Here is an 18076-nt window from a genome sequence, read left to right on the forward strand (position 1 = left end):
AAGCTTAGTTATAATCAATCTTTATCACCAGAAAATAAAGTCTACTTGGTAGAATTGTGGAGTAAAAATCACATTAACTGGAGTGGATACTATGCTTTCTGAGGAAGATTATGCGAAGGTAGCGAAAGAAGCTTTACATCAATACCCAATCATTTGGGAAAAACTTGTGTATCTCGGAAAGAGTGATAATGTTACATTTCAAGTTCAGACCAACGATCATAATCAAAAGTATCTTATCAAAATCCATATCTCAACAATTTCCATTCACTCAAAAGGGAATGTTGCATCAGAGCTTATTTGGCTTGAAGCTTTGGTTAAAGATACAAATCTCGTCGTACCTTCCCCTATCAGAAATTTTCAAGGTGATCTGGTAACAGAAATATCAACTGATCTTAGCGAAAATACATTCATGGTGACTATTCATCATTGGATTCATGGAAGCGTGCTTAAAAGAGAGCCAACAAGTAATGAAACTGAAAATTTGGCTCTCTTAATGGCGGCTCTACATAAACATTCTATGCAGTGGACTCCACCTGAAGGTTTTAATAGACCAATATACAATTCTGATCATTTATATTCATCACTTAATCAATTAAAACAGTTAGTAAATTTGGAGCTTATCTCAAGTGAAGTGTTTGTTTATGTGGAAGAGTCAGCCCATAAAATAGCAAATGTGATACAAAGTCATAAACGTTTGCCAAGTAATTGGGGAATTATTCATTCTGACCTTCATGAGAGTAACTATGTTTTTTATGAGGATATTCCTCGACCCATAGATTTTTCCAATTGTGGCTATGGCTTTTATTTATTTGATATGGCTGAAACATTTATGCACCTTTCATCTGAGAATAGGAAAGTATTTATTTCATCGTATAGCAAAGTAAATCAACTACAAGAGAATTATTTCGAGTTATTAGAAGCATTTTTTATTTGGTCAATAATTAGGACTTTTGCATTCCACTCTCTAAATTCAATTGAACAACCATCCTTAGCGGAAATTTTCCCATCAGTCATTCAGAACTATTTTAGGAAATATCTTAAAGGAGAAAATTTTTTATTGAACTGACGGCGAAATTATAGTTTAACGAAACTGAGAAGCAGCCGACCAAATTAATCGGCTGCCCTCACGACTAATTTACTCAGACCGGTCCGGATGACTTCTTCATTAATACGCTAGCAATGGAACGGAATTCTTGGATCAAGAAGATATTTTTCATTGCGGATGATCCGAGAATCGATCATGAAATCATTTCCATTTTAATCCAATGATAGTAAAATCGGTTGTACCACCACTAGGTATGAATGCTGGTGCAGATAGATTGAAGATAGCCAGTATAGAAAGGAGGCACTTAGGTGCTCTTATTTCGAGGTCCTTTTATTGTCGCCGTGTTGATGATATGTCTGATGTCAGGTTTGGCTGCTTGTTCTGCGTCAGAACAATTGGAAGATAGAGATAATACTTCGACAAAGGCTGACTTCACGGAGGAGATACGGAGCCTTAATTTGAATAGGGAAGAACCAGCATGGAAGCTGTATACCACCCCAGTAAATCTAACATGGTTCGTTGGAGCCGAATGGTTCGGGCACACTTGGGGAGAGAGCCTGACTTCCAAATATGTCACCCAAAAAACAGGGGTTAATATCGAATTCGAAGTACCCGCTGGTGAACCAAGCGAGATGTTATCCCGGATGTTGACAACCGGTAATCTGCCGGATTTGATAACCATCGGCTCCTGGGAGAGTGCGGTTAACAAACTCCGGGAGAGTAATCTCATCTATGCCCTGGATGAGCTCGCCGACCAGTATGATCCTTACTTTTTCAAGGTAGCAGGTGATGGTGCTCTACAATGGTATCGACAGGAAGACGGCCACACCTATGTCATTCCCAATGATGCTTACAGTCCCGAACAGATGCGTTCAACAGGCTTCACGGCAGCGAACCAAACCTTTCTCGTACGTAAAGATCTGTATGAATCAATGGGCAAACCGGACCTTAGCACACCGAAAGGTTTTCTGGATGCACTGCGCTTGCTGAAGAATCAATATTCGGTTTATAAAGGCCAACTGATCAGTCCATTCTGGGCACAGGGGAATGCCTCCTATGGCATGACTGAATATTTGCAAAATCTGCTTGCGATCCCCCATGAGCAGAACGGTAAGGTATACGACCGAATGACAGATCCCGACTATATTCAGTGGCTGAAAACATTTCGTACCGCTTACGAGCAGGGCCTGATTAATGTTGATTTTCTGGTTGACTCCAGTGCACAGGTGCAGGAAAAAACCAACCATGCCCAATATTTTATGATGATTCGGGAATGGACAGACATATCGGACCTCAATTCGAAATTGGAAACCCTCACGAATCAGAGTTCATACTATATGGCTGTAGATGGACCCCGGAGCAGCAGGGGAGAATCCCCTACACTGTTCCCCGGCAGCATGGACGGCTGGATGGTTACAATGATTAGCAGATCCACGAAAAACCCTGAACGTGCCATCCGATTTTTGACCTATCTGGTCAGCGAAGAAGGTCAAAGGGATTTATTTTTGGGCAAAGAAGGTGAAACCTGGGTAATGGAGAACGGCAAACCGCAGTTGACGGCGGCAATGGTACAGTTGCATGACACGGATCGGGAGCGGCTGGAAAAAGAATATGGCATTATGGATACCTACTGGATGTTGCGAAACCCTGCTTTCGTTAACAAGTGGAGACCAGAGCATGCCCCATCCATTAAGCAAATGGAGGCGTTCGCCAACCAACAGGCCGATCTGGACAGCGGCATCTATAAGGGACTCGATCCTGTAGGAGATTCCGATATAGCATTAGCCTGGTCTCGTATTTCTCAGAATTGGGAAGAAGTGCTGCCAGAACTGATTACAGCGAAGGATGAAGCTGCCTTTGACAAAATTTTTGAAAACTTTCTCATACGTCGTGTAAACTACGGATTTAACCAGGTGATGGAATATCGCCAGGCTGAACTGGAACTGCGGAAAGCCAAGATAGCCAGATAACCATTCCTTAATACAAAGTAAAATCTCAGCTAACTAGTAATATATGGTATAACCAAGGGGGTGAATACATCCGAATGAAATACTTACTGACGAGATTGAGGAAGCTTTATCGCAATGCCCGTATATCCCAAAAGCTGTTTCTGGCATTTAGCCTGATGATTGCCATACCTGTTATTTTGATATCCTTTGTGTATATCCGCATGCAAGAAACCCAGCTATATAAGGACGCTATGGCAACGGGCAACAGCCACGTTTCATGGCTGAATGAACAATTGCGCAGAAGAATGGATACGATTGAGAACGCTTCCAATACAGCCCTCACTCAAAAGTCATTTGTGGATTTTATTCATTCCAATATGATTGTGGATGGACTGCGTCTGGTAAAGTTTAAGCAAAACCAGTATGAGCAAATGCTCAATATCATTCAAAGCAATGCGATGATCAGTGAGCTTAGCTTTTATGTCGATAATCCAAACTTGTACGAAATCTGGCCTGAAATCTATCATTATAAGAAATTTTCACCTCAGGATTATTGGGTAAAGCTTCGGGATGAAGGTGGTGCAGCTTACCGCTTATTTTCATTTAGGGATGGTGAACACACCTTATCCTACTATCGTCTGGTTCGCCTTCAAGGGCAGGAACAAAAACGCCCTAGTATTATGGAAGTGCGCGTCCCGCACAGCCTGTTTTTCAGCGACCTGTTACAGGAGAACAAGGGGGACTTCTTTTCGGTGTTGATGAACGCAAGTGAACCTCCCCAGTATGTTTACAATTCCCAGCATGAGTTTTCTGAGAAGTATGGGCCGGGACTGGAGGAGATCCTTGGCGGTATTTATCACCAGCTGGATGTATCGCCGCAGGAAAGCCAGGAAAGCCCACTTCAGGTTAAGGTAGGAGATGAGCGCTACTATGCATTGTATCGATACATCGCTCCGTTGAACACTTATGTGGTCGATATTGCTTCTCATCAGGCATTGATGAAGGGGCCGCGCAGTTGGTATGCATTTGTGGTAACGATTACATTATGTGTATTACTGCTGATCATGCTGCTCGTATCCCAGACGACGCGACGTATTTTCCGGCGGTTGGACAGCGTACTGGTATCCATGCGTCAGGTACGGAAAGGCGAGCTGGATGCAATGATTGATACCGGCCTGGATGAGAACGAAAGAGGAGATGAAATCGATGAGGTGGCCGTGAATTACAATAAAATGTTACATGAGGTCAAACGCCTGATGACACAGGTCGTGGATAAGCAGTTAATTGCCAAAAACGCACAGCTGCACTCTCTGCATTCGCAGATCAATTCCCATTTTTTATATAATGCCCTTGAATCGATCCGTATGGTTGCGGAGGTACAGAGGCAGCCTGCTATAGCCAAATCATTGGTGTCGCTCGGCTCCCAGCTGCGCTACAGCATGCAGTGGCGCAGTGATACCGTTGCTTTACGTGAGGAGCTTGCCAATATCCAAAGTTATATTGAATTTATCAACTTTATGAAAGGTAGCAGTATCGCCATGACGGCGGATCTTCCTCAGGAGATCCTTCGCTACGCCATTCCCAAGATGTGTATGCAGCCCATCATTGAGAATGCAATTCATCACGGAGCACCTTCAGGAGGCAGGGTATCTATAGAGATTACCTTTTCAGTGGAGAATGACAGTCTGCTTCTCATTAACATGAGAGATGACGGAGAGGGGTTAGCGCCTGAGGTGTTACACCGCCTTCAAGCAGTATTGCGGAGCGAATCGGATACGCCGACGGTTACGAGCAGAAGCGGACTTGGTTTGGAAAACGTGAATAAGCGCCTGCAGCTTCATTATGGCAAGAATTGCGGTCTATGGATTGATAGTGTGCAAGGTGCATATACCTGCGTAACGATACGTTTGCCTTGGGAAAATGAAAATCTTGGAGGGTGGTAGAGCATGATGAATATCCTGATTGTGGACGATCAAAAACACATTCGTGACGGCCTGCAGGCCATGCTGCCTCAATTTCCTCTGGAGCTGAACAACATATATTGTGCCGCGAGCGGGATGGAGGCGCTGTGCCTGTTGCGGCAGCATTGCATTCACATTGTTATTACCGATATCAGGATGCCGGATATGGATGGATTGGCACTCATGGCTCAAAGCAAAGAGGAATCCATGGATGTGGAATACCTTATTATCAGCGGTTATAGTGATTTTACATATGCTCAGAAAGCGATCGGGCTTGGGGCAAAAGGTTACTTGCTAAAACCTGTGAAGCGAGAGGATCTGCAAAATTCCCTGGAGCATATATGGCAAGAGATCCAGACACGGCAGGCACTTACGCATAATATGCAGCATATATCCCGCCTCGCCCAAGAGACCGAGAGTAAAGAATTAAGAATGTTTATGCAAGGTGCGTTAAGTGATGACACATGGATTCTTCAGATTGAGGAACAAAATGCTGCATTATGGCGTAATTATCGCATAGCCCTGCTGAGGGAAGAAGTTTGTATTAAGCAGCCCGGAGCCAGCAGCGTCCATAGCATGGAAGCCATTGCTTATCATGTGTTTGGCAGACAAAGTTGTATTTGCCTGCAACATCGCCCATACCTGATCCTTGCGGTGGATGCGTCCATCGAGCCAAATGTTTTGCCAGCAGCGCTTAAGGAAGCAAAGATCGAGGCTATAACAGCCATGACGAACCCGATTCAGGGGTTAAAAGAACTACCCGACAGCTATACCCAAGTGCTAGAGCTCTATCGGCACAGTTACCTGTTTCCTGATCAGTATAGTATCTCCCCAGCACATATTGAGCATATGGAACAGCAATGGCAACTTCCCTATGAAGACTTATATGAACTATTCCAGTCGATTGGAACAGATAACAGCGGAACAATAACGCAGGGTATCTCTGCAATATTTCACAAAAAGGTGCTGCAACGCTATCCCATTCGCTATACTCAACAGCTCTGCGCCGCCACTATTCAGATGATGGAGGAATACGAACGGGTTATCCGCCCTTATATGGGGGAAGAAAAGCTTGACCTTGAATCATTGCGTAACCTCTTTGATTATCCAGGGATGCGTGATTATATACAAGCACTGCAACAGCAGCTGCTTCGGCTGAATCAATTCTATTATGACTATAAGTGCAGCTATCGCCATTCGCAGGATTTGAATGAAGCCATTCGTTATATCCACGAGAGTTACCACAAACCGCTGGACCTCGCGATGGTATCCAATCATGTATCGCTTAATTATGCTTATTTTTCAAATCTGTTTAAAAAGAATATTGGTAAAGGTTTTGCTGAATACCTACGAGATGTGCGTCTGGATAAAGCGCGGCGGCTTCTCGCCGAAACCGATATTAAAATTGTTGAGGTGGCTGCTATGGTAGGCTATGAAAGCTACAAAAGCTTTACACGCGCGTTCCGACTTGTGATGCAGATCCAACCCACAGAGTACCGACAGATGATGCGGCAGAAAGCAGATTGAATCAAAAGCCAAAAAAATGGGATACCACAAAAACAATTGTACCTTTTCAGCAAATTAACCTATTCGATAGAATAAAGATATCCCTCATGTAAGCGATTACCTTAATGCGCATGGATTGGGAGAATCTATTCTATTAAAGGAGGGCAATAATGAAACCATCTCATTTTACGGAGAAACGATGGATGAAAAAGGCACTCGGTATGTTGCTTGTTGTTGTGATGCTGGCTAGTATCGGCATACTCCCAGCGTCAAAGGTTCAGGCGGCGGCAACTACCGTGACCTCAATGGAGTACTTCTCACCAGCAGACGGACCTGTTATTTCAAAATCAGGCGTTGGCAAGGCCAGCTACGGATTTGTTATGCCTAAGTTCAATGGAGGTTCTGCGACATGGAATGATGTTTACAGTGATGTAGGCGTTAATGTAAAAGTGGGCAACAACTGGGTTGATATCGACCAGGCAGGCGGATATATCTATAACCAAAACTGGGGGCACTGGAGCGATGGCGGCTTCAATGGCTATTGGTTCACCCTTTCCGCAACAACCGAGATTCAACTGTACTCCAAAGCGAATGGTGTGAAGCTGGAGTATCAGCTTGTATTCCAAAACATCAACAAAACAACCATCACAGCGATGAATGCGACACAAGGTCCACAGATCACAGCGAGCTTCACAGGCGGTGCGGGCTTTACATATCCAACGTTCAACAATAATCCTGCGGTCACTTATGAAGCTGTTGCGGATGATTTGAAGGTGTATGTCAAACCTGTTAACAGCAGCACCTGGATTGATATTGACAATAACGCAGCCAGCGGCTGGATCTACGATCAAAATTTTGGCCAATTCACGGATGGCGGCGGTGGGTACTGGTTTAACGTAACGGAGTCGATCAATGTCAAATTGGAATCAAAGACTTCTTCGGCTAATCTCGTTTATACCATTACGTTTAATGAACCTACAAGAAATTCATATGTCATTACGCCATACGAAGGAACAACCTTTACAGCAGATGCAAATGGTTCCATCGGGGTTCCGCTTCCGAAAATTGATGGGGGAGCGCCCATCGCCAAGGAACTCGGTAATTTTGTATACCAAATTAACATCAATGGACAATGGGTTGATTTGAGTAACTCCAGCCAGAGCAAATTTTCATACTCCGGTAATGGGTATAACAATATGTCCGATGCCAACCAGTGGGGTTACTGGGCCGATTATGTCTATGGTCTTTGGTTCCAGCCAATCCAAGAAAATATGCAGATCCGTATTGGATATCCGCTGAATGGACAGGCGGGCGGTAATATTGGCAACAACTTTGTCAACTATACCTTCATCGGCAATCCAAATGCCCCGCGTCCGGATGTATCCGATCAAGAAGATATCTCCATCGGAACGCCAACCAACCCGGCAATTGCGGGCATGAACCTCATCTGGCAGGATGAGTTTAACGGAACTACGCTGGATACAAGCAAATGGAACTATGAAACAGGATATTATCTCAATAACGATCCCGCTACATGGGGATGGGGTAATGCAGAGCTGCAGCACTACACGAACAGCACCCAAAATATATATGTACAGGACGGGAAGCTAAATATCAAAGCTTTGAACGACAGCAAATCTTTCCCGCAAGATCCGAATCGGTATGCACAGTATTCTTCAGGAAAGATTAACACCAAGGATAAACTGTCCTTGAAGTACGGCAGAGTCGATTTTCGTGCCAAGCTTCCTACAGGTGATGGTGTATGGCCTGCACTGTGGATGCTTCCACAAGATTCGGTATACGGCACTTGGGCTGCATCAGGTGAAATTGATGTGATGGAAGCGAGAGGTCGTCTGCCCGGATCAGTAAGTGGTACCATTCACTTTGGTGGACAATGGCCCGGGAACCAGTATTCGGGCGGCGATTATCACTTCCCCGAGGGGCAAACGTTTGCCAACGATTATCATGTATACTCGGTAGTCTGGGAAGAGGACAATATCAAATGGTATGTAGACGGCAAGTTTTACTATAAAGTGACCAACGAGCAGTGGTATTCCGCAGCCGCACCGAATAATCCGAATGCACCTTTCGATGAGCCGTTCTACCTCATTATGAATCTGGCAATCGGCGGGAACTTTGACGGTGGCCGTACTCCGAACGCATCTGATATCCCGGCGACGATGCAAGTGGATTATGTACGCGTGTATAAAGAACAGTAATTTGCAATTTCCGATACGGCGAAGGAAGATCAGATGGAACAAATACTGGGCAAACCGCAGAACCTGAAATCTCATACTTTATAATAGGCTTACGACCGATTCCCAATATTTCTACCTGGGAATCGGTCGTTTAAATTTAGACTTGATAATTTAGTTCATCGGCTGGATTGGTTTTAAAACAGCATTCTTCCCAGACCCCAGCTACAAAACCCTCCAATGTGTCAAATCCCATCCCGCATACACACAAATTAAATTAACGCATTTCGATATCCATCTCTAGTTTACATTTGTAAATGATGTTGTTTAAAAATAAAGAAGTCTAATTAGACCGACTTAAAAAAAAATTGTTATTATCGATTAAAATCTATAAAATGTGCAAATGTAAACTTATTTTATGTATTTATATACAAAAACATGTGCAATATGCCAAAAATACTTTGACAAATGAAAATGGGTGAATTATTTTGTTAATAAGGAATGTATATCAAACACATTAAGGTTAGAAAAGAGGGGAAGGAATGAAAGATAAATCTAAATTCGCAATATGTCTTCTGATGGCAACGGGATTAGCTCTGACTTCAACCGATATTTTTACATCTAAATCAGTTACAGCTAGTGCTGTGCTCACTGATCAGGAAACAAATAAACAGGCAAAGGAGGAGCTTGACATTTTTGAAAGCGCATCCAAAACAAACACCAATTTGATAGGCTGGCAAGTGAAAGGAAAAGGGGGATTAGAGGATACTTCAGAAGGAATCTTGCTAACTTCACAGCCTAAAGAAAATGTAATGGCCATCTCAGAGACGGTGTCCGATGATTTTATCTATGAAGCTGATGTCATGATCAGGGATACGAAGGCAGACGCGACATTGTTGTTTCGTTCTAATGAGGATGGCTTTAGCTCGTACATGCTCCAAATCGTTCCTGATGCTGGTCTGATTCGATTAAGAGATGCAAGAAATGGAGAGGCGAAATTAAAGGAGGAGCGTAAAGTTTCTGTTGAAATGGGGCAGATCTATCATCTCAAAGTGAAGGCAGTGGGTTCCTCGTTAAAAGTATATTGGGGCAATCAATATAAACCATTAATTGATGTTCAGGACATTTCGTATCAAAGCGGAAGGCTTGGACTCCATGTATGGGATGGATCCGCCTTGTTTTCGAACATCGTAGTGAGCGATCTGAAAGGTAATTTGGGTACGGTGCTTTCTAGCAAGGGAAAATGGCAGCCTGATATCGGCGGCAAAAGAGGGACGGTAGAACAGGAGAGCAAAGCACAGCAAATCTATAATAAAGTTTCGGCTGATATGATGTATGAAGGGAATATTACTCTTCGTCCCGATTCTATTGCAGCGCTCGCATTTCGATCTTCCACCGATGGAGCTGAAGGATATGAAGCTACCCTTACGAAGGAAGGAGATCAAGTACGTGTAAGTTTGACGAATACAAAAGGAACAGTAATTGCAAGTTCGCTGCGCACTTATCCGAGTCAGGTGGGAACCAAACATCATGTTGAAATCAAGGCAAAGGGAGATCAAATTCAGGTCTTTCTGGACGGATACACTACGGCCGCGATTGACGTGAAAGATTCAACCTACCGGGGTGGAAGTACAGGAATTGTCGTGAAACAGGGGACTGCTTACTTCCAAGATACTTATGTGACGGAACTGAGCCAATATTACAATGAGATATATCGTCCACAATATCACTACTCGCCAATACGTGGTTCAGCGAGTGATCCGAATGGGCTCGTCTACTTCGAAGGAGAATATCATCTCTTCCATCAGGATGGAGGAACATGGGCGCATGCTGTCAGTAAAGATATGCTGAACTGGAAACGGCTTCCGATTGCACTTCCGTGGAATGATCATGGTCATGTTTGGTCCGGGTCCGCTGTTGCGGATATGACAAATACATCTGGTTTATTCGGAGATTCAGGAGGAAAGGGCATTATTGCATACTATACTTCCTTTAATCCAGATAGCCCCAATGGGAACCAGCGTATAGGTCTGGCTTACAGTAAAGACCAAGGTCGTACTTGGGAGTATTCGAAGGAGCGCCCGATTGTGATCAATAATCCAGGTAAGAGCGGAGAAGATGATGGGGATTGGGATTTCCGCGATCCGAAGGTGATCCGTGATGATGAGAATAACCGATGGGTTATGGTTGTGTCCGGAGGAGATCATATTCGTTTCTATACATCAACGAATTTACTTGACTGGACATTGACAGATAATTGGGGATACGGGGTTTACGTCCGCGGAGGCGTATGGGAATGCCCGGATTTGTTCCAGCTTCCGGTAGACGGAACGCCACAGAAGAAGTGGGTTATGATGATCAGTACGGGAGCAAATCCAAAAACAGGCGGATCAGATGCCGAGTATTTTATCGGTCATTTAACAGCTGATGGTAAATTCGTGAATGATAATCCGGCGGGCAAGGTGCTAAGAACAGATTTTGGTAAAGAGTTTTACGCTTCGATGTCTTTCGCTAACATGCCTGATCATCGCACAGTGATGATGGCGTGGATGACGAATTGGGATTACCCATTCGCTTTCCCAACGTCGAATTGGAAAGGTGAACTAACCATTCCGAGAGAAGTATCATTGGTAACGACCGAAGATGGAATTCGGATGATGCAAAGTCCAATTAAAGAATTGGAATCACTGCGTAAACCTATGTTTTCTGCTTCTAACAAGTCGGTGAGTCCTTCTTCCGGGAATCTGTTAAAAGGTATCATTTCAGGTGTTTACGATATTGAAGCTGAAATTGAAATTCCTGAAGCCAGCACAGTAACTGAGTTTGGGTTTAACATTCGTGAGGGTGCAAATCAGAAGACGGTCGTGGGTTATAAGGCAAGCGATAGTCGTATGTTTGTGGACCGAACAGCATCCGGTGAAACGGATTTTTCAAGCCTCTTTAGTAAGAAACATGAAGCGCCTATGTACATGGAGAATAATCGGATCAAGATACGTATTCTTGTGGATGATTCTTCTCTAGAAGCCTTTGGTAACGACGGTAAAGTCGTCTTTTCAGATGTTATATTTCCGGACCCTGCTAGTAGAGCGATGAGTTTTTATGTAAAAGGCGGGAATGTGAATGTTGTTTCCTTGAAAGTACATCAACTTCAATCTGTCTGGAACGAGGACATTCCTTCTAAAGCTCAGATAAAGATGGATACGAGGATTAGGGAACTGGGTATTGGGGAGTCGAATACACTGCAGGCGATGGTTGAGTATGGACCAGGTATAGGTGTTCAACCACTCAAGTGGAACTCTAGTAATAAAGAAGTAATAACCATAGACTTGGCAGACAACTCACACGCAGGTATTAAGGCGAAAAAAGAAGGGGAGTCCACAATCACCGTATCCACTCCAAATGGTAAAGCTTCCACTAGTGTGCTCGTTAAAGTCATAGGTGGCGAGTTCCGGACAAACCTGAGTGGATGGACTAAAGATCTGTCTGCTGCTTCATGGCTAGTTAGTGAACATGGGATTCGTGGTAAATATTTTAGCGATGCGAATTATATTGCCAAAGAGAAGGCTGGAAATTTTACGTACGAAGCAGACATGATGCTCGGTGAAACAGGAGGAGCAGGTTCTATTTTGTTCAGGGCTAGCGAGAATGGTCGCAGTGGATATTATCTGAATCTAGACCCTAACATGAAGGCAATCCGTTTGTTCTATAAAATCAATGGAGAATTTGAAGAACGGCAGGTTCTTGCAAAAGTACCAACTTTCCTTCAGCCAGGTCAAACATATAAGGTGAAAATAGAAACGAATGGTCCGCATATTGTCGTTCACGTGGACAGTCAAAAAGTCATAGATATAATGGATGGCACTTTTGCAGAAGGCCACTTTGGACTCCATGTATTTGGCGGCTCCGCATCTTATCAGAACGTCAAAATGAGCAACGGTGAACCTGCCAACATCACCAAGTCCAGCCTTGTAAATGCCGAAACACAGAAATCCATTTATACAGTGAACCTTGTCAACGGGGAGCCCGTTGCTTTGCAGGATGCAAGTGCAGCTTCCGTCCAAAAGTGGGTATTTGTTCCGACAGGCGACGAAGCAGGTTCGTATTCGATTCGTACTACAGCCGGTCAGACGCTTGATCTGGATATAGGGCAGAACAAACTTCAGCTATATCATTACTTAGGGTACAACAACCAGCGTTGGGTGCTTCACGAGAACAAAGACGGATCAGTTCATATTACCTCGGTTCATCACCAAAAAGCATTAGAAGTATCGGAAGATGGGACCGAACTCTTGCTTAGTGAACTGAATCCATCTCTTGACCGACAAAAATGGATATTAGCGAAATAATAAAAATTATTATAATACAACGCCCTGAACGGGTTTTGAGTTATCGGGATATTTGTGCGGTGCCGGAAATAGTCCCTCTCTTTCGCTTTATAGCAAGTCCAGAGAATGCTTCAAGTCTGCCGGTAACTCCAGATTTTCAGTGCTTTTTATATTTCCATCAACAAGGCATCAACAATATCGATACAGAACTAATGGCCGAAAAAGTCAAGAATCTTTTTAGTCAGAGGAGGAAATGATGTTACTGTATGGGGAAAATAAAGTATAAGACCGGAGTTGTCGTTTGACGCGGTTTGCCTTTATGAGTATCTCTTCCGATCGCTTATCAAATCTAACACTTTATTTTTATTAATTAGACTATTATAAATAGTGGATATGATGTTCAGTTTATCAGCATATATCCACTATATTTATGTATGATGGATTATTATTTAGACATCAAAGTTACTGTTTACAATGTATATAATGTAAGGATTACATGTAACATATGATTCTATTAAAAGACCATTATTCTAACAGTAACAGCTGTTACAAACTTTTATGATTACTTGTATAGAAATGAAGAGCTTCCCGATGATATGTCCGAGAAGTTAAAAAATATTGACAGAATCAAGATGTTTTCGTATAACTAAAACAGTTATAACTATAGTGGTTATAATTAGAAGACAAAAAAATTGGAGGTTAACATGAAAATCTTAAATCATTTTATCCCCGTTTTTACCGAGCAACTTGAATCAACCATTGCTTATTATGAATCTCTTGCTAACCGATCTATGGATCGGACGTGGGATATTCCTGAAGCTGGCTTATCTTTAGCCACAGTCTATCCTTACGTTATTGTATCTGGAAGTTCCGATGCCATTGAGCCTGCTAAATCACTACGTGCCGTGGTGTATGTGGATTCCATGAATGAATTGAAGGAAGAATTAAAAAAACAAAATACCCTTATAATAAGGGATCAGTGTGGTCCTATTGGTCCAAGCATTTTTGTACAGCATCCCGATGGCAGTTTTATTGAATATGTAGAGCCTACGCAAGCTACTGTTTGATTGATGAAAAATTAAAAAAGTAAAATAAAGCTGCTCCTAACACCGTAGGAGCAGCTTTATTTTACTTTTGTCTCTGTTCGTATTTGCTCCACAATTTGAGCTAGGGTAACAGAAGCCAGTTCATGCTCCATGACCTTCTGCGCATTAGAGAGTTTTGGTAATAGTATCGATTCAATGTTCATTCCTACAGAGCAATTGGGGTCAGTATTCTTGTGAAAATTGAAAAGCTGATTTCCTTCCACAGATTCGACCGCTTGAAAGATATCCAGCAAGGTTAATCTTTCGGGTGATACCAGAAGGGTGGCCCCCGCAACTCCTGGTTTTGTTTCAATATACCCTGCTTTTTTGAGCTGGGCCATTATCCTTCTAATTACAACAGGGTTACTATTGATGCTACGTGCAATTCGATCACCTGTACTATATATGGGATCCAACGTAATCATCGAGAGAATATGGACTGCCATAGAAAAGCGACTGCTTATTTGTTTCATCTATTCACCTTCTTTGCTACAAAGTATAGTTCCATTTTTAGAACAGGTCAATCGACAGTTTTTCAGCAGGAAACAAGAGGAACGTTTCGGTCACTATTTGCTCATTATCGAATAGATGTATATCTAAATTATAATATTCGTAAGTACGGTAATAAGCTTCGGGATAGTCTTACCCATGGTTCTAAGGCCGTAGAGACAAGGAGTTGGTACGAGGCGGTCCAACTCAGGGCATCTGACTATTCTGCTGATTGAGATACTGATTAATAACCCTTGGTTGTTCCGTCGCATCATGCAGGTATGGAAAGTATCGAGAATGTTTGGGGAATAGTAATTCATTATGAACAGAAATGGAGCTAGAGGAATGAAAGTATTATCTATGATTCAACCATGGGCGACTCTGCTTGTCCAAGGTGAGACTCTCTATGAAACAAGATCCTGGAAAACCCGGTATCGCGGTCCGTTAGCCATTCATGCAAGCCAGAAAGTCGATAAGCAGGCCTGCAAATATGAACCCATACGTTCTTTCCTAGCCAAGAATGGCTATACGGAACAAAACCTCCCTACGGGGGTTATTCTTGCAACTTGCGAGCTTTCAAATTGTTATCAAGTCATCGACGCTGATCATACGTCAGCCATTCTGGATTGCGGGAAGGTTGTCTCGGGTGAGGACTTCCTGTTAGGCGATTACAGTCCAGGTTATTTTGCGTGGGAAATAGCGGGTTTCCGTCTGTTGAAGCCCTATATTCCAGTGAAGGGAAAACTGGGACTATGGGAATATCCGATAGACGAAGAGTTGATGATATGACCTATGTGTGACACGACAACGTAAAAAAGATCACTTCATTGAAGTAGTCTTATTTAGAATATAAGAATGATGAGATGGGCGGGAATTGTACATTTTTTCGGGGGAAAACCTTTAGTATGTGTATAGGAAAGAACGAGCGGGGCTTATACAATAACATTAGGGATTGTAAACGCTTGCTTTGAATTCTGAGGATGCAATCCATGAATTATCGTAATCCCGTAATCGCCGGATATTTGAGCGCTATTCCTGTACCAAGCGCGGGAATGCCTACATGCTGGACGATGAAGTGCCTCTTGTGTTCGCGTGCCTCAGCCAGCGGCTTCACCGTGTTTGCCTGGGGTTGCGCGCCTCGGGCAACGGTACAGAGAACGCCAGCCCTGCTTATTATGAAAGATTCTATTATTCCAATACCAAAGGAGATGCCTTATGAATCAACAACAACTACCTAAACCCCACCAACCGCTCGTAACCCACATCTTCACTGCGGACCCGTCCGCCCATGTCTACGAGGGCAAAATCTACATCTATCCTTCCCATGACCTCGATCATGACGAGCCAAGTAATGATAACGGCGACCAGTATAAAATGGAAGACTATCATGTTTTTTCGATGAACAACTTCGATTCCCCGGTGGTCGATCACGGCGAAGCGTTGCATCTGAGAGATATTCCGTGGGCCTCCAAACAGCTCTGGGCACCGGATGCCGCTTATAAGAACAATACCTATTACCTGTTCTTCCCGGCACGGGACCATGACGGCATTTTCCGTCTGGGTGTGGCAACATCAGAGTCTCCGGCAGGCCCGTTCACGCCGCAACCGAATTATATGGAAGGCAGCTTCAGTATCGATCCGGCCGTACTGGTGGATGACGACAATCAGTCATACATCTATTTCGGTGGACTCTGGGGTGGCCAGCTGGAGAAATGGCAGACCGGCAGCTTCGTGCCAGATGCAGAAGGACCGGCTCCTGATCAGCCGGCGCTTGGACCGCAAGTTGCACTGCTTAGCGACGACATGCTTTCCTTCCAGGGCAAGCCTGCCGAGATATCCATTGTCGATGAAGACGGAAATCCGATTCTGGCCGGGGATGAGGACCGGAGATATTTTGAAGGCCCATGGATGCATAAATATAACGGGGATTACTACCTGTCCTACTCGACAGGAACCACCCATAAGCTCGTATATGCAATCGGCAAAAACCCGATGGGACCATTCACGTTCAAGGGCGAGATTCTCTCTCCGGTTATCGGCTGGACAACCCACCACTCCATTGTGCAAGTTGAAGACAAGTGGTATCTGTTCTATCACGACAGCTCCCTGTCGGAAGGTGTCAACCACAAGCGCTGCGTTAAATATTCCGAGCTGAAATACAACGAAGACGGAACGATCCAGAAGATCAACCCTTATCCGGATGCTGAGTAAGCTGGCAGGTTAGCGTAAACAGATAAAATTACAAGATAAGTCATAACAAGAGGCAGCTCCTGACGGAGCTGCTTTTTTGATAGGAGGATCCGTTGTGTCACTCAAACGTAAATCTGATCAACATATTCAGCATACAACGCAGTCTGTATTTCCTCCAACATTGTTATTTTCGCACTTATGAGATTTATAAAAATTCAAACGGATTGAATACATTCTAGAAACCGTGGTAATTCTAACCTTTAAAGTAAACAGACAGTAACCCATTACATTCTTCAGTGAAGAAAGGAACACATAACATGCCAGAATGGCTAGAGGTTGTACTACGGACGTTATCTGCTGTAACTATGCTGTTTATCATCACCAAAATTTTAGGTAAACGGCAAATATCCGAGTTATCGTTGTTTGAATACATAACAGGTATCACATTGGGGAATCTGGTGGGGTACATTTCATTGGATACAGATACCAAATGGTATTTGGGATTTTTAGCGGTGTTTGTATGGGTTCTGGTATCGGCAGCAGCCGAGTATCTAACTTTGAAAAGTAAAAAACTTCGGGACATTGTGGACGGGAGTTCAACGATTCTCATTGAGAATGGAGCACTGAATGAAAAAGCATTAAAGAAAGAACGGCTGACGATTGATGAATTCCTGGAGCAGCTTCGTAAAAAAGATGTGTTCCGAATTGCAGATGTCGAATTTGCAGTCATGGAACAGAGTGGGGATATTAGTGTAATGTTAAAAAAAGAGTATCAACCGCTAACCGCTGATTTGTTAGGCTATCATATTTCATCGGAAAAAGAGCCCCGAACAATCATTATGGATGGCCATATTCTGCCGGAAACTCTTACAAACACTGAAATAAGTGAGGATTGGATTAAAAAAGAACTTCGAAAGTTGAACTTGACCTTAAGTCAAGTTTTCATCGGGCAAGTGGATAGCAAAGGAGAGTTGACCGTGCAGACGGGAACGAGGGCTTTGCCTAAGCCTGCCCATACCACTCCAAATGATCAAATTCAAGATCTGATTCAACAATTAAAGGATGATCTAAAGTTGCGAAAGGATCTCGCATCTGATGATAAAGATCGCCTGAAATACCAGGAAGCGTTAGATCAATTGCAAACCTCGATGCATGCATATCAGAAAAATGAATAAACTGGAATGTGCAATTGGGGAATTTATCCATTTGCATTATATAGAAAAAGAAACCGACCTTATTCCGATTTCAATAGATTAAGGTCGGTTTCTTTGTTTTAATGAAGGGACACTGCTAATATCGGAGTAAGATAAGAGGGGCAAGAACATGGCCGC

At 43.4% G+C, this 18076-nt stretch carries 11 protein-coding genes; 10 read left to right on the plus strand and 1 reads right to left on the minus strand.

Annotated elements, in window-relative coordinates; genetic code table 11:
* Window positions 1-91: 91 nt before the first annotated feature.
* The 7 genes from ACE3K2_RS11935 (at window position 92) to ACE3K2_RS11965 (ending at window position 14048) form a co-directional block, all read left to right on the plus strand.
* Window positions 92-1066: a phosphotransferase enzyme family protein gene (locus ACE3K2_RS11935; protein ID WP_421890039.1), complete on the plus strand. Its 975-nt coding sequence runs from the start codon at window positions 92-94 to the stop codon at window positions 1064-1066.
* A gap of 287 nt (window positions 1067-1353) precedes the next feature.
* Window positions 1354-3015: an extracellular solute-binding protein gene (locus ACE3K2_RS11940; protein WP_421890041.1), complete on the plus strand. Its 1662-nt coding sequence runs from the start codon at window positions 1354-1356 to the stop codon at window positions 3013-3015.
* A gap of 74 nt (window positions 3016-3089) precedes the next feature.
* Complete coding sequence (locus tag ACE3K2_RS11945) at window positions 3090-4937, plus strand: sensor histidine kinase (protein WP_421890043.1); 1848 nt, start codon at window positions 3090-3092, stop codon at window positions 4935-4937.
* A gap of 3 nt (window positions 4938-4940) precedes the next feature.
* Window positions 4941-6482 carry a response regulator transcription factor gene (locus ACE3K2_RS11950; protein WP_421890045.1) on the plus strand — a complete coding sequence of 514 codons (1542 nt, stop codon included), beginning with the start codon at window positions 4941-4943 and terminating at the stop codon, window positions 6480-6482.
* Window positions 6483-6631: 149 nt separating this feature from the next.
* Window positions 6632-8680, plus strand: coding sequence for a glycoside hydrolase family 16 protein (locus ACE3K2_RS11955; protein ID WP_421890047.1), 2049 nt, complete (start codon window positions 6632-6634; stop codon window positions 8678-8680).
* A gap of 518 nt (window positions 8681-9198) precedes the next feature.
* Complete coding sequence (locus tag ACE3K2_RS11960; RefSeq protein ID WP_421890049.1) at window positions 9199-13002, plus strand: GH32 C-terminal domain-containing protein; 3804 nt, start codon at window positions 9199-9201, stop codon at window positions 13000-13002.
* A gap of 683 nt (window positions 13003-13685) precedes the next feature.
* Window positions 13686-14048, plus strand: a complete 363-nt coding sequence (locus tag ACE3K2_RS11965) for a VOC family protein (protein ID WP_421890051.1) — start codon at window positions 13686-13688, stop codon at window positions 14046-14048.
* 56 nt (window positions 14049-14104) lie between these two features.
* Here the strand turns inward: ACE3K2_RS11965 and ACE3K2_RS11970 are convergent, their stop codons facing one another.
* Window positions 14105-14539 carry an Rrf2 family transcriptional regulator gene (locus ACE3K2_RS11970; RefSeq protein WP_421890053.1) on the minus strand — a complete coding sequence of 145 codons (435 nt, stop codon included), beginning with the start codon at window positions 14537-14539 and terminating at the stop codon, window positions 14105-14107.
* A 361-nt stretch (window positions 14540-14900) separates the two neighbouring features.
* On the opposite strand from ACE3K2_RS11970, the gene ACE3K2_RS11975 reads away from it, so the two are divergent.
* The 3 genes from ACE3K2_RS11975 to ACE3K2_RS11985 all read left to right on the plus strand — a co-directional run bounded on the left by ACE3K2_RS11975 (window position 14901) and on the right by ACE3K2_RS11985 (window position 17920).
* Entirely contained in the window at window positions 14901-15344 is a 444-nt protein-coding gene (locus ACE3K2_RS11975) for an ASCH domain-containing protein (RefSeq protein ID WP_421890055.1), read from the plus strand.
* A 426-nt stretch (window positions 15345-15770) separates the two neighbouring features.
* The gene (locus ACE3K2_RS11980; protein WP_421890057.1) at window positions 15771-16766 is read left to right on the plus strand and encodes a glycoside hydrolase family 43 protein; all 996 of its coding nucleotides are present in this window, start codon (window positions 15771-15773) and stop codon (window positions 16764-16766) included.
* 296 nt (window positions 16767-17062) lie between these two features.
* Window positions 17063-17920 (plus strand): DUF421 domain-containing protein, encoded by an 858-nt coding sequence (locus ACE3K2_RS11985; RefSeq protein ID WP_421890059.1) that lies wholly within the window; start codon window positions 17063-17065, stop codon window positions 17918-17920.
* Window positions 17921-18076 lie beyond the last annotated feature (156 nt).

This window comes from Paenibacillus sp. (assembly GCF_048976745.1).
Classification (GTDB): Bacteria; Bacillota; Bacilli; order Paenibacillales; family Paenibacillaceae; genus Paenibacillus.

Coding starts and splice junctions, on each gene's coding strand:
- ACE3K2_RS11935 (WP_421890039.1), top strand. CDS start 92: ATGCTTTCTGAGGAAGATTATGCGAAGGTAGCGAAAGAAGCTTTACAT.
- ACE3K2_RS11945 (WP_421890043.1), top strand. CDS start 3,090: ATGAAATACTTACTGACGAGATTGAGGAAGCTTTATCGCAATGCCCGT.
- ACE3K2_RS11950 (WP_421890045.1), top strand. CDS start 4,941: ATGATGAATATCCTGATTGTGGACGATCAAAAACACATTCGTGACGGC.
- ACE3K2_RS11955 (WP_421890047.1), top strand. CDS start 6,632: ATGAAACCATCTCATTTTACGGAGAAACGATGGATGAAAAAGGCACTC.
- ACE3K2_RS11960 (WP_421890049.1), top strand. CDS start 9,199: ATGAAAGATAAATCTAAATTCGCAATATGTCTTCTGATGGCAACGGGA.
- ACE3K2_RS11965 (WP_421890051.1), top strand. CDS start 13,686: ATGAAAATCTTAAATCATTTTATCCCCGTTTTTACCGAGCAACTTGAA.
- ACE3K2_RS11970 (WP_421890053.1), bottom strand. CDS start 14,539: ATGAAACAAATAAGCAGTCGCTTTTCTATGGCAGTCCATATTCTCTCG.
- ACE3K2_RS11975 (WP_421890055.1), top strand. CDS start 14,901: ATGAAAGTATTATCTATGATTCAACCATGGGCGACTCTGCTTGTCCAA.
- ACE3K2_RS11980 (WP_421890057.1), top strand. CDS start 15,771: ATGAATCAACAACAACTACCTAAACCCCACCAACCGCTCGTAACCCAC.
- ACE3K2_RS11985 (WP_421890059.1), top strand. CDS start 17,063: ATGCCAGAATGGCTAGAGGTTGTACTACGGACGTTATCTGCTGTAACT.